This is a genomic window from Spirosoma radiotolerans, assembly GCF_000974425.1.
GTDB classification, from domain to species: domain Bacteria; phylum Bacteroidota; class Bacteroidia; order Cytophagales; family Spirosomataceae; genus Spirosoma; species Spirosoma radiotolerans.
This window is the reverse complement of the sequence record NZ_CP010429.1, coordinates 3,059,508-3,081,924: the sequence shown is the minus strand read 5'-3', so window position 1 is coordinate 3,081,924 and position 22,417 is coordinate 3,059,508. Positions and strand designations below refer to the sequence as shown.

Sequence of the window (22,417 nt, the reverse complement as noted above, 5' to 3'; positions counted from 1 at the left end):
ACTTAAAATTAAGTGGCTTACAGTTGTAGGTAAGCTGCGGGTGCCACTAACTAACTTAGTAAACGTATGATTGCGCAGGACGAACAAATCCGCGTGACGCTGCCTGATGGAAGCGTTCGGGAATATCCCAAAGGAAGCACCGGGCTGGATATTGCCACAAAAATCAGTGAAGGACTGGCGCGCAATGTGCTGGCGGCCAAAGTGAATGGGGTGGTGCAGGATGCCACACGACCCATTGATGAAGATGCCAACGTCCAACTGCTCACCTGGAACGATGCCGAGGGGAAAGCGACCTTCTGGCACTCGTCGGCGCACTTGCTGGCCGAAGCACTTGAAGCCCTCTATCCGGGCGTAAAATTCGGCATTGGGCCAGCTATTGAAACGGGTTTCTACTACGATGTCGACCTCGGTGGACAGCCCTTTTCGCAGGAAGATTTCAAAAAGGTAGAGGATAAGATGCTCGAACTGGCTCGCCAGAAACAGCAATACATCCGCAAACCCATGAGCAAAGCGGAGGCCATTGCTTATTTTGAAGAAAAAGGTGACCCCTACAAGCTTGATCTGCTCGAAGGGCTGGCCGACGGAACCATTACTTTCTATACTCAGGGCGATTTTACGGACCTTTGCCGGGGACCACACATTCCGAATACCGGATTTATCAAGGCCGCCAAACTCATGAATGTGGCTGGTGCTTACTGGCGGGGCAACGAAAAAAATAAGCAGTTAACACGTATCTACGCCGTTACTTATCCTAAACAGAAGGAACTCGACGACTACCTGTTTCTGCTGGAAGAAGCCAAAAAGCGTGATCACCGCAAACTGGGGAAAGAGCTGGAGTTGTTCGCGTTTTCAGAAAAGGTAGGCGCGGGGTTGCCGCTATGGTTACCGAAAGGAACTGTCTTGCGCGAACGACTGGAAAATTTCCTCCGGAAAGCCCAGGTTCGGGCGGGTTACTCCCCCGTGGTGACGCCCCATATCGGTAGCAAGCAACTCTATGTGACATCGGGTCACTGGGAAAAATACGGCGAAGATTCATTCCGGCCCATTAAAACGCCCGACCCGAATGAGGAGTTTCTGCTTAAACCCATGAACTGCCCGCACCACTGCGAAATCTATAAAACTAAACCTCGTTCTTACCGGGATCTGCCCTTACGGCTGGCTGAGTTCGGAACGGTTTATCGGTATGAGCAGTCGGGTGAGTTGCACGGGCTGACACGGGTACGTGGGTTTACGCAGGACGATGCGCACATCTTCTGCCGTCCCGACCAGGTGAAAGAAGAGTTCATGAAGGTGATCGATCTGGTGCTGTACGTATTTAATTCGCTTGGTTTCTCGGATTATAGCGCCCAGGTTTCTCTGCGTGATCCTGAGAATAAAACGAAGTACATCGGTTCCGATGACTTGTGGGAAAAAGCGGAGTCGGCCATTATTGAATCTGCCGCCGAAAAAGGACTCCCGACCGTTACCGAATTGGGCGAAGCGGCCTTTTATGGGCCTAAGCTTGACTTTATGGTACGGGACGCCCTTGGCCGGAAATGGCAGTTGGGAACCATTCAGGTCGACTACAACCTTCCCAATCGCTTTGAACTGGAATACATTGGCGCCGACAACCAGAAGCACCGGCCTGTGATGATTCACCGGGCCCCATTTGGGTCGATGGAGCGATTCATTGCTATCCTGATCGAGAATTCGGGGGGGAACTTCCCGCTCTGGCTATCGCCCGAGCAAATTGCGATCCTGCCCATTTCCGAAAAATACGAAGACTATGCCAACGACCTGTTTTTTACCTTGCAGGAAAACGATATTCGGGGCTTCGTCGATTTGCGCGATGAGAAAATCGGCCGGAAAATACGGGATGCTGAAGTGAACAAAGTACCTTATATGCTGATCGTTGGCGAAAAAGAAGCCGCCGAGGGTGCCGTGTCCGTCCGGCGAAAAGGCCAGGGCGATCTAGGCAGCATGCGCGTAGAGGACTTCATCCGGACATTCCAGGCAGAGGTGAAGGTGTAAGGTGGATTGTCCTGGTTTATGGTTTGTGGCTTACGGTTGGCTGACGCATGTAGTACTCTACCGTCAGTCAACCGTAAACCACAAACCAGGACAAACCGACATAAACTTGCACCGGATGAGTATTTTCAATAGATTCCCGAACTTTTTAAGATACTGTACGTTTTCAAAACGAGTAAAATAGCACACTAAACACAATTTATGGCATTACCCCAGCGGAGACCACCCCGTCGCGTGGTTGAAGAACCCTACAAAGTGAATGAGCGTATCCTGGCTCGCGAAGTGCGTGTGGTCGGCGAGAATGTAGAGCAGGGCATCTACGAGATTAATAAGGCGCAGGCCATGGCTAAAGCGCAAAACCTCGACCTGGTTGAGGTATCTCCCAACGCTGTGCCGCCCGTCTGTCGTATAGTAGACTACTCCAAGTTCAAATACGAACAAAAGAAAAAGCAAAAAGAGATCAAGGCGAACGCAACGAAAGTTGTGATCAAAGAAATACGCTTCGGCCCCAACACGGATGATCACGATTTCGAGTTTAAGCTGAAGCACGCTATAAACTTTCTCAAGGAAGGGGCAAAGGTGAAGGCCTACGTCCAGTTCGTTGGGCGGGCCATCGTCTTCAAAGACCGTGGTTTCCAACTGTTGGAGCGCTTTTCCAAAGGCCTGGAGGATTATGGCAAGGTGGAGGCCGAACCGAAGCTGGAAGGCAAACGAATGAGTATGTTCCTGTCCCCCAAAGTTGTCGTCGCTAAAAAATAGTAGATTTAGCCGTAATACTGCTCCCTGCTGAACAAATAGTCTGAACCATAAAGACCTGACCAGAGTGATCTGGTCAGGTCTTTATGGTTCAGACTGGTCTATATAACTTTTTTTCGTATCTTTGCGGCCTGTTTACTTAATTTTCAATACAAAGCGGTTTACTATAATGCCAAAAGTAAAAACCAATTCAGCCGCCAAGAAGCGTTTCAAGCTGACAGGCACTGGAAAAATCAAGCGGAAGCATGCCTTCCACAGTCATATCCTGACAAAAAAAACAACCAAGCAGAAGCGTAACTTAGTGCATGCTGCCCTGGTTGATGGGCCTGACGAGCGTCGCATCAAAGCGTTGTTAAACGTCTAGGCCGAAAAAGACGCAGTTGCGTCTGGTTTAAGTTTCACCCGATTACTGGCTCAAAAGAGAATGAAGAATGAAGAATTATGAATGAAGAATAGTAATTTTTTACACTGTTCATTCTACACTCTTCACTCCTGATTCCGCCCGTCGTCAAAAAACAAGTCACATAAAATGCCACGTTCCGTCAATCACGTAGCCTCACGGGCGCGCAGGAAGAAAGTAATGAAGCTTGCCAAAGGATACTTTGGTCGGCGTAAAAATGTTTGGACGGTTGCTAAGAACGCCGTCGAAAAAGGTCTGGGTTATTCGTACCGCGACCGTCGTGCCAAGAAACGCGATTTCCGGAGTCTCTGGATTCAGCGGATCAACGCGGGGGCACGTCTGCATGGTATGTCTTACTCGGCTTTCATGGGTGCTCTCAACAAATCGGGCATCGAACTCAACCGTAAAGTATTGGCCGATCTGGCCATGAACCATCCGGAAGCATTTGCTGCCGTTGTGGGACAAGTAAAGTAAACAGACCCTATAATACCCGAAGCGGGGAGGTAGTAACAGGAGTGCCTGACGTAGGTCGGTTCCCTGTTAGCACCTCCCCACTTTTTTATTACGTCTGGATAATTTTCGTTTTAATGCCCGCCCGTTCGCCATCGCTCTGACGGCCCAGTAAATAAACGTCCATTTCGGACTCGCCGACGCGGAATACCTGACGCACGGTCAGCGTACTTTCGACTGTTTCTTTCAGTTTCTGGAAGCTGGCTGTACGGGCTTTTTCCTCGTCGCCATACCAATCCTGTTCTGTCGTTACCGGCTCCCAAAAATCGGCTTCGGGTTGTTCCTCGACGTAAATGGAGGGCGGCAGCATCAGCCAGTCCTTGATCTGGCTAACGGTAAGCGGGTCAGTCTGTTTAAGGTAACAGGTTACCGGTTCAATAGACTCATCGGATTCACTTGGGTACAGTAAATCGGAAAGCAAAGGGCCAGCCTGTTCGCGAAAGGAACTATTTTTTAAAACCTCATCGCTACTTTTCGAGTTTTCGTTCGTCATAGGGGGAAGTAGATTCAAGTTAAAATTAACCGATTCAGGTTAAACTATACTGGCGAATCTATCTAATTTTAGGGCAGGTACCCAATCATCTATACTCGTTAACCAGTACTAAACGACTAAAATCATGTTAGAAACCTTATTGAATCTGGTGCAGCAGCATTCAGGTCAGGCTGTGATCAATAACCCCGCTATTCCAAATAGCCAAAACGAAAGCGTGATGCAGACCGTTGCTGGCAGCATCATGAACGGCTTAGGGCAACAGGCTCAGGGTGGTGGTTTGGGTGGCCTGCTAGGCATGCTCACAGGTCAGGGAAACGTAACTGATCATCCGGTAACGCAGGGTGTTCAGCAGAACGTCCAGCAGGATCTCATGAGTAAACTGGGTATTTCGCCCCAGGTAGCCATGTCTGTCGCGAGTGCGGTGGTACCCATGGTATTAAGCAAACTGATGCACAAAGCCAACGATCCAAACGATTCCAGCGTGGACGGAAACACCATTATGGGCGCGGCTACCGGTCAGCAAGGGGTTGACTGGATGGGCATGGCCGGTTCAGCCATGGCCGATGGCAAACTCGATATGAACGACCTGATGCGCGTTGCCGGTCAGCAGGGCGGTGGGAGTGGCCTGGGCGGTATGCTGGGTGGCCTGTTCGGCGGTAAATAAACAGAACCGATTTTGATAAGGAGGCAGGCCACGGTGGTCTGCCTTTTTTTGTGGAAGAGGGCGGCCGTCATCTAAACGAAACAGTAAAATCAGGGTCCGAATACGTGAAATTGTTTAGTCGAAAACCAGTTCCAGCAACGCACTGATAACCGCGACGCCAGCAAAGACATAGGCCAGCCTGGGGTAGCCCATTTTATAGAATGAAGCTGCCGCCATACCGAAAAGGGTAAGGCTAAACAAAAGCCGGTAGGGTAACTCCAGCCGATGCGACGATCGGGGAGCGGCCCATACGCCCCATAAACCGGCTACCAGGAGCGGCAGCCCCAGGCCCATCAGGTATTTCAACCCGGTCGATTTGTCACCGTGAAAGCCCCACATGCCCAGCGAAATGAGCATGGCTATCTCCAGCGAGAATGCAACAAGCTGATGAATCACTTTAAGGAATGCCATCATTAGTAAGTACTTTAATTAATCCAGGTGCCGGTTAATTCGTTTGCCGTGCACCCATGGGGAACACGCTGGCTTACCCACATGCATGTGGGCCGTAAAACTCTGCCATCTATTTTGAAAGACTGGTCGATAAACGTCATAATGGCCCATAAAAGTAGATTATTATGACAATCTGACAGCAATTTAAACATTTTTCCGAGCTGGCATTTGTATTGTTAGATAGGTTGTGTCTGTCAGTTTACAACCACAGCATTATAAAGAAACTAAATCCAATTATGGGAAAAATTATTGGTATTGACTTAGGCACCACGAACTCGTGCGTGGCCGTGATGGAAGGCAACGAGCCGGTCGTGATCCCCAATTCTGAAGGAGCACGGACCACCCCCTCGGTAGTCGCATTTATGGATAACGGCAACGGCGAACGCAAAGTAGGCGCACCCGCTAAACGTCAGGCCATCACCAACCCGAAAAATACGATCTCCTCCATCAAGCGTTTCATGGGTAAACGCTACAGTGAGGTAACGAATGAAATTAAAAACGTCGCTTATGACGTTGAAAACGGCCCGAACAGTACGCCCCGCGTTCGCATCGGTGATCGTCAATATACGCCACAGGAATTATCGGCTCTGATTCTACAGAAAATGAAGCAGACTGCCGAAGATTACCTCGGCCAAACGGTAACGGAGGCCGTTATTACGGTACCCGCTTACTTTAACGATGCCGAACGTCAGGCAACCAAAGAAGCCGGTGCAATTGCTGGTCTGGATGTAAAACGGATCATCAACGAGCCAACGGCAGCCGCTCTGGCCTATGGATTGGATAAAACCAACCATGATCAGAAAATCGCCGTATTTGACCTGGGTGGTGGTACGTTCGATATTTCGATCCTGGAACTGGGGGATGGCGTATTCGAAGTGAAATCAACGGACGGGGATACACACCTCGGTGGGGATGATTTCGACCAGGTTATCATCGACTGGCTTGCCGACGAATTCAAGAAAGACGAAGCGATTGATCTGCGTCAGGACCCGATGGCCCTGCAACGCCTGAAAGAAGCCGCTGAAAAGGCAAAAGTTGAACTGTCGAGCTCGAACTCAACGGAAATCAACCTGCCATATATCATGCCGGTAAACGGTATCCCCAAACACCTGGTACGGACGCTGAGCCGGGCTAAATTCGAGCAACTGGCCGATTCGCTGATTCAGCGTAGCCTGGAGCCTTGCCGCCGTGCGTTGAAAAATGCGGGTCTGTCGGCGAATCAGATTGACGAAGTCATTCTGGTGGGTGGATCAACCCGGATCCCGAAAGTACAGGATGAAGTAGAGAAACTGTTTGGCAAGAAGCCATCCAAAGCCGTTAACCCCGATGAAGCCGTAGCCATTGGTGCTGCCATTCAGGGGGGTGTGTTGACGGGTGAGGTTAAAGACGTACTGTTGCTCGACGTTATTCCGCTTTCACTCGGTATTGAAACGATGGGTGGCGTATTCACCAAAATGGTGGACGCCAACACGACGATTCCAAGCAAGAAAGTGGAAGTATATTCGACGGCCTCGGACAACCAACCCAGTGTTGAAATTAACATCCTGCAAGGTGAGCGCCCCATGGCGGCTCAGAACCGTCAGCTAGGCCGGTTTATCCTGTCGGATATTCCACCAGCACCCCGGGGCGTGCCTCAGATCGAAGTAACTTTCGACGTCGATGCCAACGGTATCCTGCACGTAACGGCCAAAGATAAAGGCACCGGTAAAGAGCAAAAAATCCGGATCGAAGCATCGAGCGGGTTGACCGACGCTGAAATTAACCGGATGCGTGAAGAAGCGAAAGCCAACGAAGCGGCCGATAAAGCAGAACGCGAAACGGTTGAGAAAGTCAACGCGGCTGACTCGATGATCTTCCAGACCGAGAAGCAACTGAAAGAGTACGGGGATAAATTGTCGGAAGGCAACAAGTCAGCCATCGAAGCAGCGCTTGCTACGCTTCGTACGGCCCACGGCGCCCGCGACGTAGCCGGTATCGACAGTGCTTTGGAAGGACTGAACGCTGCCTGGGCAACGGCATCGACCGAAATGTACAGCGCTACCAACGGTGCTGGCGCGAACCCTGCCGACGGTGCTGGTTTCACCGGAAACGGAGATGGAGCCGCTAACGGACAAGGACAGCCAACGGGCGATAACGTCTCGGATGTGCCTTACGAAGAGGTGAAATAAACTCCTGATTTAGTTGATTTTATTGATCAATATGATTTTGCGAAAGCCCTGCACCGTTTTGGTTGCAGGGCTTTCGCTTTTTATCTCTATAAGGAAATTTACTCTTTTGCTATTCGTAATCTGTACTGTACCAGTAGATTTTATGATTGTATTTAAACTGCCAGCTCATGCGTCAACTTCAATAAATTTGTTGCCGCAACAGCACAAGTCGTAATCGTTCGGCCTTGAGTATCGGCGAATTTTACTTCGTAGACATCCTCCGTGAGTTCTTCTACAATTTTTTAGCTCGTCAGCGTCCGATGCTGTTATACCTAGAACAACGTTAAAGACAAGAGCTTTGTGTTTTCCCTCTTCATGAATATCATTCAAGACATAGTTTACTAATTTTCAGCTGTCACTAAATGCCTGATGAGCGTTTGGTCATTCCGACATCGGTACGGTAGTGTCAGGCCAATGTAATTAAATTTAGTCTGAAAGTTTACTAGCCAGGTAGGTCGCTGTAAAGCGATCGCTTATCTATTTTAGTTGTGTGAGGAGAAATGAGACATCATGAACATACGCAATGACTCCCGCTTTTACCCAATCCAATCACTTGAAGGCGAAGAGTATGGGAAAGAAAAAGGTGACGACAAGAGCCCATAACCCATAAAGGGGTAAGAAAGAAGCCAGGCTACGTTCTACCTGTTCGATTTCGTAGCGGTTCCTGACTGTTCGAATGAGTCGGTAAGTAATCATCAGCAGGTTGGTTAAAATCAGTAGGTTACTTCCTAAAACCGCCAGCTTGTTGGGTGTAATTCCCCATTCTGAAATACGGAATAGAATGGCTGAAAGGGCTATCCCGTTTAGAATGATTGTTACGATTGACAAACCGCACAGCATCAGCGTATTAAGCCGGCTTCCTGCGCTTTTAGCCGTGCCGGCAATGGAAAATAAGATGATGGCCATTACGCCAATCAAAAGCAAATTGAATATCAGAAGGAATTCCCGGTTATTGTAAGGGTCTTTGCCGGTGTAAATAACAGCAATCAGGTAAATGATCAAGGTGACAAAAACCAATGGGGTAAACACTTTTGCGATGACAGGGGAGACCAGGTTGACCAGTTGCGGATTGGACTGAACCAGGTAGGTGCCTACAACAGGGGCGGCAGCTAAGCCCCAGATCGCGATGTGCTGGAAATAGAACTTCTCTATCTTCAGGTCAATAAGGTTGAAAAGCCCCAGCGTAATGCCGGTCAACCCTCCACCCGCAATCAGTATTAGTGTGGTCATGACAACCAGATCGCCATTATAGCGCAGGAAATTTAATCGGCCCTGATCGTTTCTGAGATGGCCTCCTGCATAAGTAAAACCCAGCAGGGTCCATAAGAAAAAGGGCAGGTGAATACAGGCTAAAAGCAAGGTATCGCTTTTGTGATTGGCTGGCAAAAAATTAATGTAGAGTGCAGAGGCCGCAATGACGAACGAACTCATGATCACCGTTTTTAAAGGAAGTTTTTGCCTCCAGGAGAAATAGGCCGTCAGGACTGGAAAGACAATAAACGCACTATTTCGGGGATAAAAGTACTCCGGTTTTATGCCGGTAAAGTCGGGAAGTTTAGCGAGTAACCCGGCGATGAAAGAGGCCCCCATCACAACTATCAATTCGTTGACCGATCCCCAGGAAATCTCTTCTTTCTCAAAATTCAGTCGCTCATGCCAGATCTGAGCGGACATATTTTCCTGAATATCGGGATACATACCAGTAAAGGCTCGCCTGAAGGCCATCTTGTTGTTCCTATACAATTGCTCGAGTTGTACGGGGTTACCCAGGTTTTTCCTGATCTCTGCTTGCATGGTAGGTTTGAGTTAAGCGTATAAATTGATGTCAGTCGTTTTGCCTTGGTTATGAATGGGGAGGGGTAATTTTTAAAGTACTTTGTTTAGCAAAGTAAAAAAGCAAAAACCAGATAAACAACTCCTTTAGGGGAAGGAAATCACTAATTGGCCAGTTTTTTAGGTCTAAACTGCCTTCGAGGGGTGAACGGCTGCATGGCACTAGCCTCAAAAAATAAATCAGCCCGCTACCGATCGAAACAAAATCCCCGCAAAGAGGGTAGAACACTGTTATATACGTGTCGGACAGACAACGTTGTAGAGATACAAGAGCACACAGATGTCGTTAACATAAGTATAAAACCGTATGGAATACAGTCGATTTGGAAATACCGGTATGATGGTTTCCCGCATTTGTCTGGGAACAATGACCTATGGAATACCAACCGAGCGCTGGCCCTGGGCGCTGGATGAAGAGCAAAGTCGTCCGTTTATTCAAAAAGCGCTGGAACTGGGCATTAACTTTTTCGATACGGCTGATGTGTATTCAGGCGGGATGAGTGAAGAAGTGGTGGGGCGTGCGTTGCGCGATTTTGCCCAACGCGACGAGATTGTTCTGGCCACCAAGGTATATAACCCCATGGGCCCCGGACCCAACGATAAAGGCCTGTCGCGCAAGCACATCATGAGTGCCATTGATGCCAGCCTCAGGCGGTTAAATACCGACTATGTGGACCTCTACCAGATTCACCGCTGGGATAACAACACACCCATTGAGGAAACCATGGAAGCCTTGCACGATGTCGTGAAAGCCGGAAAGGCCCGCTACATTGGCGCTTCGTCCATGTATAGCTGGCAGTTTGCCAAGGCTCAATACACGGCTGACCTTTATGGCTGGACCCGGTTTGTATCCATGCAGCCCCACTACAATCTGGTGTATCGGGAAGAAGAACGGGAAATGTTGCCCTTTTGCACCGACCAGAAGATTGCCGTCATTCCCTGGTCGCCACTGGCGCGGGGCCTGCTGACCGGCGGCCGTAGCAAAGAACGAAACGAAACCGAACGGGCACGAACCGATTCGTTCGGTAAATCCTTGTACAGCGAAGCGGACTTTGCCATTGCCGACCGCGTTTCTGATGTGGCCCAGCAGCGCGGTATTCCCAGTGCGCAGGTAGCACTGGCCTGGATGCTAAGCAATCCAGTCATTACCGCACCGATTATTGGTGCCAGTAAACCAGGGCATATCGAAGATGCAGTGGCTGCCTTATCAGTGAAACTGTCCGATGAAGAAATCCATCACCTAGAGGAACTGTATCAGCCTCACCCGGTGCGGGGTATGTGAAAAGGGACTTACTTCCCGACTATGAATAGGGTTTACGTTTTGTAAAAAGGGTTAGCGTCAACGTCGCCATGAGAAAGATAAAGGCACTGCCTGAAATAACCCATCAGTTAGTTATTTCAGGCAGTGCCTTTTCGTAAAGGAAAGTAAAGGATGCGTTCGTATCAATGCTGATTGACAACCGTGTTGGCCTGGGTAACCGCCTGGACATCCGCCAGGGTAAGCCCCGCAACCTCGCCAACGACAATGATCGCCGGGTTGTCAACCCCCGCTTCCTGGGCCCGATCAACAATATCCTGCACGTGGCCAACAACCTGTTGTTGATCGGCCAGGGTCCCATTCTGGATAATGGCCACCGGTGTCTCGGCTTTCCCGCAAGCCGCAAAAACCGCCATGATGTCCGCCAGTTTATGCATCCCCATCAGAATGACAACGGTTGCCGTAGACTGGGCGGCCAGATGGAGGTCGGCAGAGAGTTGTCCCGCTTTGGTCGTTCCGGTTACTACCCAGAAGCTTTCCGAAACACCCCGGCTGGTGAGGGGGATATTCGCCGAAGCGGGTACGGCATAACTACTCGACAAACCCGGTACAACCTGAGTTTCAATACCATGCTGACGCGCAAATTCGATCTCTTCGAAGCCCCGGCCAAACACGAACGAGTCACCGCCTTTCAGCCGGACGACGTGCCCGTACTGCTGAGCATAATGTACAATAAGCGGATTAATGTCTTCCTGCATGCAGGAGTAGGCACCCCGCCGTTTTCCTACGTACACCTTCAGGGCGTCAGGGGGGCAGTAGTCGAGCAAGTCCGGGTGAACAAGGGCGTCGTACATGACCACATCGGCCTGTTGCAACGCCTTAATGCCCTTAACGGTGATCAAATCCGGGTCGCCTGGGCCCGCGCCTACGAGCGTAAGTTTCATATTATGTAGGGTGTATGATGCAGGATGTATGATGTAGGATATGTCATACATCCTGCATCATACACCCTATATCAACTAACTGTCTTGTGCCTGAGTCAACTCCTGAAGTTCGGGAGCGCCTTCCCGCTCCAGCTGCTTTTCGCGATGGGCCTGCACGGTTTGCAGGAACGCATCAGCCTGGGCCAGGAACCGAGTAGCAAACTCTGCTGACGGTTCTTCTTTGTTTATGCTGAACACCAGATGTTTGAAATCACCTTCTGCCCGGTGGAAACCTGGTTCGCCCTGCGACGGACTGCCTACAAAGGTTTTGTCAAAATCACTGACAATCCCGTGCTGGGTATTGGTTGGCATGTCGTGGCTCATCAACGCAGCCCGGGCACCGGTAATGAATACGTTGTAGGCATGGTAGAGAGCATCGGCCCACCGGCCTTCGGCCAGTGCTTCCCGAGCCCAGCCCAGTTTTTCAGCAGCTTCGGTTAAGGTGGTGGCCACCAGGTCGATGAGTACACTGGCACATTCGCCCACCCCAACTTCCGTCACATACTGCTCGGTATGGTCCCAGTCGATGTAATCACTGTCGACGAGGGTTTTCAGGTCCGCGAGGGGTTTCAGTAACTGGTAAAAATAGTTCTTCCCCTGCCGGGCGTAATAATCGCTGTAGTATTCCCCATCGAACGCATTGGCTTCGAAATCGCGGAGTAGATACCGCAGCGAATCGGGCCCGCGTTTGGCCGGAATCTTAATGACTTTGTCGGCAATCAAGCCTTCGCCTTTTCCATTAAAGCCACCGCCCAGTAACACCTGTAAAGCCGGAAGTACATAAGCCCCATTCTTAAGGGAGGAGCCGTGGTAGCCAATGTTGGCGACAGAGTGCTGTCCACAGCCGTTCATGCAACCCGAAATCTTGATCTTGATGTCGTCGTTGAAGACCAGATCGGGAAACTCGTCGTGCATCATACTTTCCAGCGCCCGGGTAATCCCGTAACTGCTCGAAATGGCCAGGTTACAGGTATCCGTACCGGGGCAGGTCGTAATATCGGCGGTTGTATCGAAACCCGGATTGGCCAGCCCTAATGCGTCCAGAGCCTCGAAAACGGCGGGCAGATCCTCGGGGCGGATAAACCGCAACAGGTAGCCCTGATTGACCGTTACCCGAATGTCATCGGCAGCGTATTGCTTCACGATGGCGGCTAACGCCCGTGCCGTATCCGAATGCATGTCGCCCAGCAACACCCGCAACTGCACAGCATACCAACCAGGCTGTTTCTGCTCGAAGACGTTGGTTCTGAACCAGGTCGTAAACCTGGGGTTTTCGGACGATGCCGGTCCGACGTTCGGTTGGTAGTTGCTTACTTCGGAGCGATCCGGGTACAGCTCACCTACGGAAGCTGGTAAATCGTTCACCTCAACTGTTTTATTCTTTAAGGCGGGCGTTTCGGCTTCGACCCGACGCAGCAGTTCGTCCAGCCCAATGTCATTGAGCAGGTACTTCATGCGGGCTTTATGACGTTTCTGACGCTCGCCATAGCGATCAAATACCCGAATAACTCCTTCAATAAAGGGGATCACCCGATCTTCTTCCAGAAACTCATAGGCCGTTTGGGCGGAAAACGGCTGTGCGCCCAGGCCACCGCCCAGCATCACCTTAAAGCCTCGTTTTCCGTCCTGTATGCGTGCGACCAGACCCACATCGTGCATATAGCCGTAAGCAGAATCCTTTTCGCTGGAGGAGAGAGAGATCTTGAATTTTCGGCCCATATCCTGGCAAATTGGGTTGCGCAGGAAGTAATCGAAGATGTGATAGGCGTGGGCCGTAATATCGAACGGCTCCAGCGGGTCAATGCCCGCCCGCGCTGAGCCCGTCACATTGCGAACCGTGTTTCCGCAGGCTTCTTTCAGAGTAATTCCCGCATCTTCGAGTTCGGCCCAGAGTTGGGGCGAGTCGGCCAGTTTGACGAAGTGCAACTGGATATCCTGCCGGGTAGTGGCATGGAGATTTCCCGTTGCGTATTTATCCGACAGGTCGGCAATACGCACCAGTTGATCCGCCGTAATGCGACCGTGGGGCAGCTTAATCCGAATCATCTGAACCCCCGGTTGCCGCTGGCCATATACGCCCCGCGTGAGCCGAAACTTACGGAAGGCCTCATCGGCTATATCGCCCGCGCGAAAGGAACTGATTTTTTGTTCCAGATCCAGAATATCGCGCCGAGCGGCCGGGCTAACATTATCGGTCAGTTGAATCGCCATGAGTTAGGTATATTGTCTATAGATTTAATCAACTAATTCAGTAAAACGAAACGCCGGTAAGCCCCGGCGTCCTGTTTCTATTGCAAGTATAAGCGTTTTTACCCCTATTTTGGTTCGCCTTTTGCCCAACTTATCGTTATCGACCATAAGGTGTGGTTATGATAAAGGAATGGTAGCTCATCCGGTTGCGTCAATAAATAGGAGCGCCATCGGCGGGTAACTGCTTTGTAAATAGCCGCTTCTTATGCATTCTTCCTGTCAGTAATGTCGGACGTAACCAGCAGAAATCCATCGTTGAACCGATTGGCCGAGACCAGATGCCAGCCCGGCTGTTCACCCTGTTCAACAGGCACTTCCAGTTGGAGCGGGGTACCGGTTTCAACGACCTGGATATAGTGTGAAAACAGGGCACTTTGCTCGGTATCACTGTAAAGCGCTTTATAGCTGTTTTTATAGAGGTCTTCCGCCGACTGCTTATCCCACTGACCGACTTCACCGGTCAATGGAACCAACTGAAAATCAACGATATTTCCGCGCTCATTCCGGACGGATCGGAACAACCGGATCGACACGGGGGCATGGGTGATGATGCTCTGCAAAAACTCCAGCAGGCGCTCTACCTGCTTATGCTGGGTAATGTCTTCGATGGCCAATAGAATGGCCGCCTGTCCCTGAAGCCGAATCACCTTGCGGGCGTTAAGCCGAAGGACTTTCTCTCCCAGTTCGGGAAAGTAATGGGTTAATTCATAACCCTGGACGATTGTATTTTCATTGATAACCTGTTCGAGCAGCTTTCGCAAGGCCGGAATATCCCATTCCCGATTACTCAGTTCGTAGAGCAGGCGGCTGATGGCGTCTTCGGGTTCAAGTTTAAAGGTTTTATAAAACGCCCGGTTGGCACTGCGTATCCGAAGGTCTTTATCCAGGATAATCACCGTTTCGCGGATCGCCCCGAAAATCGCATCAGAATAATCGTAGGCTTCCGACAACTGATCGTTGCTGATCTGTAACTCCTGGTTAATCGTCTGTAGTTCCTCGTTATTGGACTGGATTTCCTCCTTACTGGTTTCCAGCTCCTCGTTGATGCTCTGTAACTCTTCGTTGGAACTGATAATTTCTTCATTGGCTGACTGGAGCTCCTCCCGGCTTGCTTCCTGTTCTTCGAGCATCGACCGCATGTCATCGCGGAGGGTAGCCAGTTCTTCTTCCAGCTGTTTTATTCGTCGGTTACGCAACTGGGCCGGGGCCGTCGGGGGGAGCACCCCCAGCGTAATCTCCTCGAAAAAAACCAGCGTAAATTGTTCCTGATTCTGGGATTGAAACGGAACGGCGTTAATGGCCACGTGGTAGGTCTGCTGCCGAACCAGAATCTGCAAACCGGTTTTGGAAACGGCCTGGCCGGTTTTGTTGGCTTTGCTGATGATGCTTCGTAAATCGAAGACCAGTTCAGGCCGGGCCATCTTCAGCAGATTGAAATTGACTTTACCCGGCGCTGGTTCCAGAAACAGGCTGGTTGCTCCCCGGAACCGAATAATTTCCATATCCTTGTTGACCACAACGGAGGCTGGCGTGTACTGACTCAACAATTCATCGACCCGAAAGTCCAAATCGTCCGGATGACCAGGTGTTAGCATAGAAACATTGGGTAGCGAAGCTCGTTCGAACGCTTTCGTTCGAACGAGTTGGGTTGGTTGATCCGTCGTGAACGGATCCATGATGGTTGATGAAGCGGGCAACCGCTCTTCGCCCGGTTTGGGCGTCATGGTTTGAGCCAACCTAGTCCTGCTTCGATCGGGTGGCTCGACCATGGGCATCACCGACCGAACTCCGTTATTTTTGCGCAGGTAAATTTTGTGGTTTTTAACTACCTGAGCAAACAGGCCGGTCGATGATCCAACTGTTTCGGCTTTCCCTAACAATAAATACCCCGTCGGATTGAGCGCATAGTGGAAGGTCGCAATGGCCTTTCGCTGTAAACTATTGTCGGTATAGATCAATAGGTTGCGGCAACTGATCAGGTCGATCCGGGAAAAGGGCGGATCGGCAAAGACATTGTGAGTGGCAAAGACGCAGAGGTCGCGAATCCCTTTGTTGATCCGGTAACCCTCCTCATCCTTCGTAAAAAAACGCTTCAGCCGTTTAGGAGAAACCCCGGTCAACTGACTGCTGGCGTAATGCCCGAGCCGGGCCTTGGCAATGACCCGCTCACTCAGATCCGTGGCAAAAATCTGAATGGGGAGGTGAAGCTCCTGTTCCTCAAGCACTTCCTGGATCATAATGGCCAACGAATACACTTCCTCGCCCGTGGAGCAGGCTGACACCCACAACCGAAACGGTTCATAGGGCGATTTGGCCTGGAGCAACTGGGGGAACAGGACCTGCCGTAGGTAATCCATTGTTTCGGTATCCCGAAAAAAACTGGTGACGTTGATCAGCAGGTCGTTGTACAGCAACCCACCTTCCGCCGGATGTTTCCGAAGGTATTCGGTGTATTCCCGGAGAGTGGGTAATTTATAGATCGCCATGCGCCGGACGACCCGACGCCAGATCGTGGCCATTTTATAGTGACTAAAGTCGATCCCAATTGTTTTGCGGAGCAGCTTTAACAGGGCACCCAGGTCCTCGCTATCGGTATTGGGTTCTATTGGCAATGGAATCTCTTCTTCCGGTTCTGTCATGGCCGTTTGCTGAAACAGGCCTTTCTGGTGGCTAAACCACTCAATCTCCTGGGCTATGTCCTGCAAGGAAAGGACCTTGTCGACAACCCCTTCGTGGATAGCTGATTTGAGCATACCCTGAAACTTGGCCGATTCGTCCTGGGCAAAGGTGATTCCTCCGGCCGATTTGATGGCCTTCAACCCAAGCGTTCCATCATTGGCCATGCCGGAGAGGAGGATGCCAATGGATGCAGCCCGGTAACGTTCGGCCAGTGAACCGAAAAACTGATCGATCGGGAGAAGATGGTCGGATGGCCGTCGACGGGATTTCAGCACCAGTACTCCGTCAATTACTTCCACCAACTGGTCCGGGGGGATAATATAGAGGTGATTCGCCTTGATGGGGGTTTGGTTTCTCGCTTCCCGAACGGGCATTTCAGTTAACCGGCTCAGTATATCCGACAGCTGCCCGATATGCGTGGGGCCAATGTGTTGAATATACATAAAAACCAGCCCTGTCGTTGGCGACAGGTGTTGCAACAGACTGGACATAGCCTCCAGGCCACCTGCCGACGCGCCGATGGCAACGATGGGGACTGGCGGGGTTTGGGGCTGCTGTTTGCGGATATCTGGCTGACTCATGGTGTGTATCCCGTTCAACATCGGTATAAGTACGGAGTAGCTACCGATCGAGGGGCTTCTTTAGGGGCTGGTTGTCCGTGTTTTCTATAGGGGTTCAATCACAGACTGGTTTATGTTGTAACCTGAATTTGGAAGGGAAGTTATAAACCGGCTAATTAAGCCACTATGGCAGAACGCTTATGAATCGTAATCATACCGTTCGCCTGCCTCCTGCCAGTCCTGATCCATCTCCTGAAAACGCTTGGCTACCCGGCTCAGAAAGGGTTCATCGAGCCTGTTGGGAACGGATTCAGGATCGGTGATGTCCATTTCGCTAATCTTATACGTCTGCTCATAGGGTCCGGCTTCGATTTTGACGATATATTTGCCATTCCAGGCGTACAGACCAATGCGGAAATGAGGGTGGGGAATATCCTGAACGAAACGCATGCTAACAAGGATGAATTAGTAATGATGACTACTGTATTATTTTTCTCAGGGTGGCTCGGCGGGGCAACGGGAATGGATCGACGCGCCCGCGTGGTTAGCTGGCTGGCCGTTAGTCTGGTTGGCTTGCTCCTCAATTCATCCTGTAAAAACGATGCGACCGATGAAGCTGCCCAGTTTTTCCTGAAAGGGAATGTGCAGCTCCAAAAACGCGAATATAAAGAGGCTATCCGATTTTATTCCGAAGCCATCAGTAAAAAGCCAGACTTTGCCGATGCCTATAACAACCGGGGGTTGGCTAAATTCCGGGACGATGATCGGGAGGGGGCCCTGGCTGACTATACCCGCGCCATCCAGATCGACCCCGATTTTGAGACGGCTTACTTCAACCGGGCCGAGGTGTTGCTGGAAACCGGGGATGCCGCCGGGAGTGTAACGGATTTGCAACATATAGAAAAACGCTATCGGGATTCGACCTTTTACCAGACTCGGCTGGCCGATGCCTACGTCCGGCTCAACAACCCGGCGCAGGCACAGGTCGCTTACGATAAGGCCCTCCAGCTGAATCCGGACAATGTCGAAGCCCTGACGAATCGGGCGGCTTTCTATTATAGCCAGAAAGCCTATGACCAGGCAAGTCAGGATATTAAGCGGGCTCTGGCGCTCAACCCGAGACAGGATGCGGCCCTCAACAACCAGAGTTTACTGCTGGCGCATGCAGGTAACGTCACGGAAGCCTTGGCGTATGTAGACCGGGCGCTGGCGGTACAACCTCGTCAGCCTTATTACCTCAACAATAAGGCGTACCTGCTGCTCAAACTAAACCGTCCGGCCGATGCCCTGCCACTGGTCCGGGAATCCCTTCAGCGGGATAGCCAGAATGCCTGGGCGCACCGAACCCTGGGATTGTACTACCTCGGCCAAAAGCAGGCGGCTCCGGCACTCAACTCCTTTCGCCAGGCTGAAAAACTGGACGCATCGGTCGATCAGCTCTATTCTTACATCGGTACGGCCGAACAGGCACTCGGCCATTCGGCGGAAGCCTGTGATGCCTGGCGCCTGGGCGAGCTGGCTGGTGATGAGCAGGCGAAACGCGAACGGGCTTTGCACTGTCGGTAAGGGTATACGTCGGGCATACCTAAACAAGCAAGTCTACGGACCGGTCAATGTGAAACCACACAATGATAAAAAAGGCAAACGGATTCCCATCGAGGGGGTAAGTCCAAGCAACACCCATTTGGCGAACGACCTGGTAGGGGTGATTGGATCAAACTATAACTATAGTTTTAGTTTGCTTTGTTTGCCTGTAGGTTTCGTATCTGCATTTTGTAAGCCACAAACTGGTCCTGATTCACTCGTTTATCCGTCGTGATTTCCAGTAGCCTGGCTGAGGGACTGGTCTGGAAGAAGTCGGGGAGGAGGGTGGTGAGCGTGTCGAGCGCGTCACAATGGGTATACACCAGTTTCGCATCATCGGCCGTGTTTTGGGCTGTATACCCGTGCGGGGTTTCAAAATAGGTTTCCAGCTCGGGTTGGCGGCCTGGTCCGTCAATCATTCGAAAGATATGTCCGCTGTCGTTGTTTAGTAAGACAATGCGCAGGTTTGGCGGCACGGGGGCCGACCAGAGGGCATTGCGGTCATAGAAAAATGCCACATCGCCAATCAGCAGGGTAACCAGTTTATCGCTCATCAGCGCAGCCCCAACGGCGGTGCTTAGACAGCCGTCAATGCCACTGACCCCTCGGTTGGCAGACACCCGAATCTGTTTTTCTTCGGCCAGTCCGCAGAGGTTAGCATACCGCACGGGCATACTATTGGCCAGGTGAAGCAGAGACTGTTCAGGCAGGTGTTCCAGAATAACCTGTACCGCCGACCAATCGGTCAGCTGGCCAGAAGCGGGTCGAAGCGTTTTTTCAATGAGTCGGGTCGCCTGCCGATCAAGGGTTTGCCAGCGATGCAGGAACGCATGCGGTTCGTCGTCGTCATCGCCCCGTAAAAATCGCTGGTAGTCCAGGTCGGAGTAGAGTTTCTCCAGGAAAGACAGCGGGTCAGCGGGGATAAGCTTCGTCAGGCTCTGCAACGAATCATTGATCCGGTCCGTGGCGGGCTGAATGTGCCAGTGTCGGTGCGCCGGAAACTGCCGGAGAAATGTTTTCAGGTTTCGGGTTAGAAACGAGTTGCCAATCGTAAGGAGTAAAGTCGGCTGGAGCGACTGGCCGGTTTGCTCATCCAGGCCAGACAGGAACGTATCGGACCGGGTAATGAACACCTCGTTGCGGGCAATCTGACTGACGATTTCCCCCACAACCGGAATCCCCATGTCGTCACTCAGTTTCCGCAGAACAGCCAGCAGGGCCGGATCATAGGGAATCTGACCCACCGCAATGAGCGTCCGCTCACTCTGTTCCCACTCCGTCATCAGGTCGCGCCAGGTGTCGGTCGGCAGGGTAAGCTCGGTCGGGCAGGTATCGATGACCCGGACGGGCTCCGCCAGAAACGGTTCATCGGAGCCGGGGTAGAACGGTTCCCGCAGAGGCACATTGATGTGGACCGGTCCGGCTGGATGCCACTGGCTTAAATTGACGGCTTCATTAACGCAGCGGTCGATAAACCAGCGGGTGTCCGGGTGGGTATAGTCGGCGGGAAGATCGTAACTGCGCTTCACGTGCGAGCCAAAGATACCCACCTGGTTAATGGTCTGCCCATCCTGTTGATAAAGCCACTCATGGGGGCGGTCGGCGGTAAGGAGCAGGAGGGGAACCTGCCCGAAAAAAGCTTCGACCACCGCCGGGGCCAGATTATAGACCGCACTTCCCGACGTACAGATCACCGCTACCGGCCGCCTGGATTGCATCGCCATACCCAGGGCAACAAAGCCGGCGGATCGTTCATCGGCCATTACCCGAACCCGGAGGTGAGGATGCCGTGCTACCGCCAGGGTCAGTGGGGCCGAGCGCGAGCCTGGGGAGACAACGACATCGGTAATGCCTTTCCGGTAGAGAAGTTCGGCAATATTGACAATGGGTTGAAGAATGGGCATACGAAAGCAGCAATAAGAACGAATGATCAGGCTAGTTACCTGCGATAAAGCCGGATAACGGGGTTTTGTTTACGAATCGATGAGGCCCCGATGACTCAACTGCTCATGAAAAATAGGTAGCTACCAGTTCGTTGAGTAGCGTAGTGGTGAGGGGTTTGGACCGGAACATATTTATTTCGGGTAAAGCATTTGCCCGTTGCCGATCCAGCATACTGATCGACGTGGTGAGCATCACGACAACCACCTGTCCTTTTAAGGGTGCATCGAGCTGTTGATACTCGGCCAAAAACTCGAAGCCATTCATACCCGGCATATTAATATCGACAAACAGGACATCCGGTTTACTGTATTCGGGATGGCTGGTTTCCTGTAAGTACGTCAATGCCTGGGTGCCACTGGTTACCACCCGAACCTGATCGCACTGATCCGACTCGTCAATAATCAGTTGGTGAATGAAGTTGTCATCCGGGTCATCGTCAATGAGTAGGATACAGTGAATGGGCCTGGGCATAGTGCTGACTCGTTTTAATAACCTTAGGAATAACGACAAAAAAAGTTGTACCAACGCCAACCGTACTGTCGAGGCCAATCTGACCGCCGTAAATATCGATTACTTTCTTGCAGGTGGCCAGGCCAATGCCCGTACCCGGGTACTCATTTCGGCCGTGTAGCCGCTGGAAAATCTGGAAGACCCGGTCGTAGTATTTCGCTTCGATCCCAATGCCATTATCCCGTACGGTAAACCGAAATTGATTCCCCTCATCGACGGCTCTGATTTGGATATGCGGGGCCACGCCCGTTCGTCTGTATTTCAACCCATTGCTAAGTAAATTCTGAAAAACCTGTTTGAGATCGGTACGATGAGCCCTGATGGCAGGAAGGGGGCCGATGTCGATGGTAGCCCCTGTCGACCGAATTTCCGTTTGCTGGTCTTCTACGACCTCTGCCAGGACCTCGTTCAGGTCGACCTGTTCAAAGTCGATCTCAGTTCCCACCCGCGAAAAATCCAGCAGATCATGGATGAGTACCCGCATTCGTTCGGCGGCAGCGGTCGATACATGAATCAGTTTGAGCGCTTCCGGATCGAGTTGTTGCTGGTGTTTGTTTTCCAGTAACGACAAATAGTTGACGATCGTTTTTAGGGGAGATTGTAAGTCGTGGGAGGCTATATAGGCAAATTGCTGTAACTCTTCATTCGATCGGGATAACTCCTGCATGGCCTGCTGCCGGAAAGCGAGTTCGCGGTCATACTCCCCGGACGTGCGTAACCCAACGGCTTCGTCAAAATACCGGATCAGGGCGATAACCGTAGCAATCGACACGCCCGCCGTCAAAAATCGGATGAGCGCATTAATGCGGTAGGCTGGCCACCAGAACATGACGGCATCCAGTAGGTGAGTAAGGCCACACAATAAAATGAACGCGCCGAACAGGACAAAAACGCCCGACAGAGGCACCCCTTTCTTAACGAATATAAACCGAATCAGGATGAGCGGGATCGCCATGTAGGCTAACCAGATGGTTAAGTCGGACAGGATATACAGCCAGCCGTGAAAGTCTGTCCACCGACCACATAGCCAACGGGGAGGCCAGTCGCTAACATCCGTAAGTCGTTGAAAAAACTTGTATACTTCTTCCATATAGTACCGGTAATGAATGCGTTTACGTAGGGTATCGTTACGGACCAACTGCATACCATCCGGAGCAATCGGCTAACCAAAGATACGGCTATGGCCGAAGTTCTCTCATTTATGGCTACGAAATGTATACTTTTCCTGCTTCTGAGGGCTTCTCTGGTCGATCAGACTGACCTACACCGGAACGATCCACTGGCCAGCAA

Annotated in this window: 18 protein-coding genes; 8 read left to right on the top strand and 10 right to left on the bottom strand. The window is 51.3% G+C overall.

Annotated elements, in window-relative coordinates; translation table 11 throughout:
* Positions 1–66 precede the first annotated feature (66 nt).
* The 4 genes from thrS (at position 67) to rplT (ending at position 3,637) form a co-directional block, all read left to right on the top strand.
* Positions 67–2,010: a threonine--tRNA ligase gene (thrS, locus tag SD10_RS12455; RefSeq protein WP_046574085.1), complete on the top strand. Its 1,944-nt coding sequence runs from the start codon at positions 67–69 to the stop codon at positions 2,008–2,010.
* 198 nt (positions 2,011–2,208) lie between these two features.
* A complete protein-coding gene (infC, locus tag SD10_RS12450) occupies positions 2,209–2,766 on the top strand; it encodes a translation initiation factor IF-3 (RefSeq protein ID WP_046574084.1) in 558 nt (185 codons plus the stop codon).
* 166 nt (positions 2,767–2,932) lie between these two features.
* Positions 2,933–3,127, top strand: a complete 195-nt coding sequence (rpmI, locus tag SD10_RS12445; RefSeq protein ID WP_012926783.1) for a 50S ribosomal protein L35 — start codon at positions 2,933–2,935, stop codon at positions 3,125–3,127.
* A gap of 165 nt (positions 3,128–3,292) precedes the next feature.
* Positions 3,293–3,637, top strand: coding sequence for a 50S ribosomal protein L20 (gene rplT, locus SD10_RS12440; protein WP_046574083.1), 345 nt, complete (start codon positions 3,293–3,295; stop codon positions 3,635–3,637).
* Positions 3,638–3,725: 88 nt separating this feature from the next.
* Here the strand turns inward: rplT and SD10_RS12435 are convergent, their stop codons facing one another.
* The gene (locus SD10_RS12435; protein WP_046574082.1) at positions 3,726–4,166 is read right to left on the bottom strand and encodes a nuclease A inhibitor family protein; all 441 of its coding nucleotides are present in this window, start codon (positions 4,164–4,166) and stop codon (positions 3,726–3,728) included.
* 124 nt (positions 4,167–4,290) lie between these two features.
* Here SD10_RS12435 and SD10_RS12430 point away from each other — a divergent pair, with 124 nt between their 5' ends.
* Positions 4,291–4,830: a DUF937 domain-containing protein gene (locus tag SD10_RS12430; protein WP_046574081.1), complete on the top strand. Its 540-nt coding sequence runs from the start codon at positions 4,291–4,293 to the stop codon at positions 4,828–4,830.
* Between the two features lie 114 nt (positions 4,831–4,944).
* Here the strand turns inward: SD10_RS12430 and SD10_RS12425 are convergent, their stop codons facing one another.
* A complete protein-coding gene (locus SD10_RS12425; protein WP_046574080.1) occupies positions 4,945–5,283 on the bottom strand; it encodes a YrdB family protein in 339 nt (112 codons plus the stop codon).
* A 272-nt stretch (positions 5,284–5,555) separates the two neighbouring features.
* Here SD10_RS12425 and dnaK point away from each other — a divergent pair, with 272 nt between their 5' ends.
* Positions 5,556–7,487, top strand: a complete 1,932-nt coding sequence (gene dnaK, locus SD10_RS12420; RefSeq protein ID WP_046574079.1) for a molecular chaperone DnaK — start codon at positions 5,556–5,558, stop codon at positions 7,485–7,487.
* 588 nt (positions 7,488–8,075) lie between these two features.
* Here the strand turns inward: dnaK and SD10_RS12415 are convergent.
* Positions 8,076–9,320, bottom strand: coding sequence for a hypothetical protein (locus tag SD10_RS12415; protein ID WP_046574078.1), 1,245 nt, complete (start codon positions 9,318–9,320; stop codon positions 8,076–8,078).
* Positions 9,321–9,666: 346 nt separating this feature from the next.
* Between SD10_RS12415 and SD10_RS12410 the strand changes: the two genes are divergently transcribed.
* The gene (locus SD10_RS12410) at positions 9,667–10,641 is read left to right on the top strand and encodes an aldo/keto reductase (RefSeq protein WP_046574077.1); all 975 of its coding nucleotides are present in this window, start codon (positions 9,667–9,669) and stop codon (positions 10,639–10,641) included.
* A gap of 161 nt (positions 10,642–10,802) precedes the next feature.
* Here SD10_RS12410 and cobA read toward each other — a convergent pair whose 3' ends face one another.
* From cobA to SD10_RS12390, 4 genes are all read right to left on the bottom strand, one after another.
* On the bottom strand, positions 10,803–11,561 hold the full coding sequence (gene cobA / locus SD10_RS12405; RefSeq protein ID WP_046574076.1) for a uroporphyrinogen-III C-methyltransferase: 759 nt from the start codon (positions 11,559–11,561) through the stop codon (positions 10,803–10,805).
* 75 nt (positions 11,562–11,636) lie between these two features.
* Entirely contained in the window at positions 11,637–13,811 is a 2,175-nt protein-coding gene (locus SD10_RS12400; protein ID WP_046574075.1) for a nitrite/sulfite reductase, read from the bottom strand.
* Between the two features lie 242 nt (positions 13,812–14,053).
* Complete coding sequence (locus SD10_RS12395; protein ID WP_052731173.1) at positions 14,054–17,110, bottom strand: CheR family methyltransferase; 3,057 nt, start codon at positions 17,108–17,110, stop codon at positions 14,054–14,056.
* 177 nt (positions 17,111–17,287) lie between these two features.
* Entirely contained in the window at positions 17,288–17,539 is a 252-nt protein-coding gene (locus SD10_RS12390) for a hypothetical protein (RefSeq protein WP_046574074.1), read from the bottom strand.
* Between the two features lie 21 nt (positions 17,540–17,560).
* Here SD10_RS12390 and SD10_RS12385 point away from each other — a divergent pair, with 21 nt between their 5' ends.
* Positions 17,561–18,655 carry a tetratricopeptide repeat protein gene (locus tag SD10_RS12385; protein ID WP_148562437.1) on the top strand — a complete coding sequence of 365 codons (1,095 nt, stop codon included), beginning with the start codon at positions 17,561–17,563 and terminating at the stop codon, positions 18,653–18,655.
* Between the two features lie 167 nt (positions 18,656–18,822).
* Here SD10_RS12385 and menD read toward each other — a convergent pair whose 3' ends face one another.
* The 3 genes from menD to SD10_RS12370 form a co-directional block, all read right to left on the bottom strand.
* Positions 18,823–20,577: a 2-succinyl-5-enolpyruvyl-6-hydroxy-3-cyclohexene-1-carboxylic-acid synthase gene (menD, locus tag SD10_RS12380; protein WP_046574073.1), complete on the bottom strand. Its 1,755-nt coding sequence runs from the start codon at positions 20,575–20,577 to the stop codon at positions 18,823–18,825.
* Positions 20,578–20,680: 103 nt separating this feature from the next.
* Positions 20,681–21,088 carry a response regulator gene (locus SD10_RS12375; RefSeq protein WP_046574072.1) on the bottom strand — a complete coding sequence of 136 codons (408 nt, stop codon included), beginning with the start codon at positions 21,086–21,088 and terminating at the stop codon, positions 20,681–20,683.
* Positions 21,054–22,217, bottom strand: a complete 1,164-nt coding sequence (locus SD10_RS12370) for a sensor histidine kinase (RefSeq protein ID WP_046579440.1) — start codon at positions 22,215–22,217, stop codon at positions 21,054–21,056. The genes SD10_RS12375 and SD10_RS12370 overlap by 35 nt, the downstream gene beginning before the upstream one ends.
* Positions 22,218–22,417 lie beyond the last annotated feature (200 nt).

Bases quoted from the DNA above. Each gene is read 5' to 3' on its own strand.
- SD10_RS12415 (WP_046574078.1), bottom strand. From the start codon at position 9,320: ATGCAAGCAGAGATCAGGAAAAACCTGGGTAACCCCGTACAACTCGAG.
- rplT (WP_046574083.1), top strand. From the start codon at position 3,293: ATGCCACGTTCCGTCAATCACGTAGCCTCACGGGCGCGCAGGAAGAAA.
- rpmI (WP_012926783.1), top strand. From the start codon at position 2,933: ATGCCAAAAGTAAAAACCAATTCAGCCGCCAAGAAGCGTTTCAAGCTG.
- SD10_RS12375 (WP_046574072.1), bottom strand. From the start codon at position 21,088: ATGCCCAGGCCCATTCACTGTATCCTACTCATTGACGATGACCCGGAT.
- cobA (WP_046574076.1), bottom strand. From the start codon at position 11,561: ATGAAACTTACGCTCGTAGGCGCGGGCCCAGGCGACCCGGATTTGATC.
- infC (WP_046574084.1), top strand. From the start codon at position 2,209: ATGGCATTACCCCAGCGGAGACCACCCCGTCGCGTGGTTGAAGAACCC.
- SD10_RS12435 (WP_046574082.1), bottom strand. From the start codon at position 4,166: ATGACGAACGAAAACTCGAAAAGTAGCGATGAGGTTTTAAAAAATAGT.
- SD10_RS12425 (WP_046574080.1), bottom strand. From the start codon at position 5,283: ATGATGGCATTCCTTAAAGTGATTCATCAGCTTGTTGCATTCTCGCTG.
- SD10_RS12390 (WP_046574074.1), bottom strand. From the start codon at position 17,539: ATGCGTTTCGTTCAGGATATTCCCCACCCTCATTTCCGCATTGGTCTG.
- SD10_RS12410 (WP_046574077.1), top strand. From the start codon at position 9,667: ATGGAATACAGTCGATTTGGAAATACCGGTATGATGGTTTCCCGCATT.
- SD10_RS12370 (WP_046579440.1), bottom strand. From the start codon at position 22,217: ATGGAAGAAGTATACAAGTTTTTTCAACGACTTACGGATGTTAGCGAC.
- SD10_RS12395 (WP_052731173.1), bottom strand. From the start codon at position 17,110: ATGAGTCAGCCAGATATCCGCAAACAGCAGCCCCAAACCCCGCCAGTC.
- dnaK (WP_046574079.1), top strand. From the start codon at position 5,556: ATGGGAAAAATTATTGGTATTGACTTAGGCACCACGAACTCGTGCGTG.
- SD10_RS12400 (WP_046574075.1), bottom strand. From the start codon at position 13,811: ATGGCGATTCAACTGACCGATAATGTTAGCCCGGCCGCTCGGCGCGAT.
- SD10_RS12385 (WP_148562437.1), top strand. From the start codon at position 17,561: ATGATGACTACTGTATTATTTTTCTCAGGGTGGCTCGGCGGGGCAACG.
- SD10_RS12430 (WP_046574081.1), top strand. From the start codon at position 4,291: ATGTTAGAAACCTTATTGAATCTGGTGCAGCAGCATTCAGGTCAGGCT.
- menD (WP_046574073.1), bottom strand. From the start codon at position 20,577: ATGCCCATTCTTCAACCCATTGTCAATATTGCCGAACTTCTCTACCGG.
- thrS (WP_046574085.1), top strand. From the start codon at position 67: ATGATTGCGCAGGACGAACAAATCCGCGTGACGCTGCCTGATGGAAGC.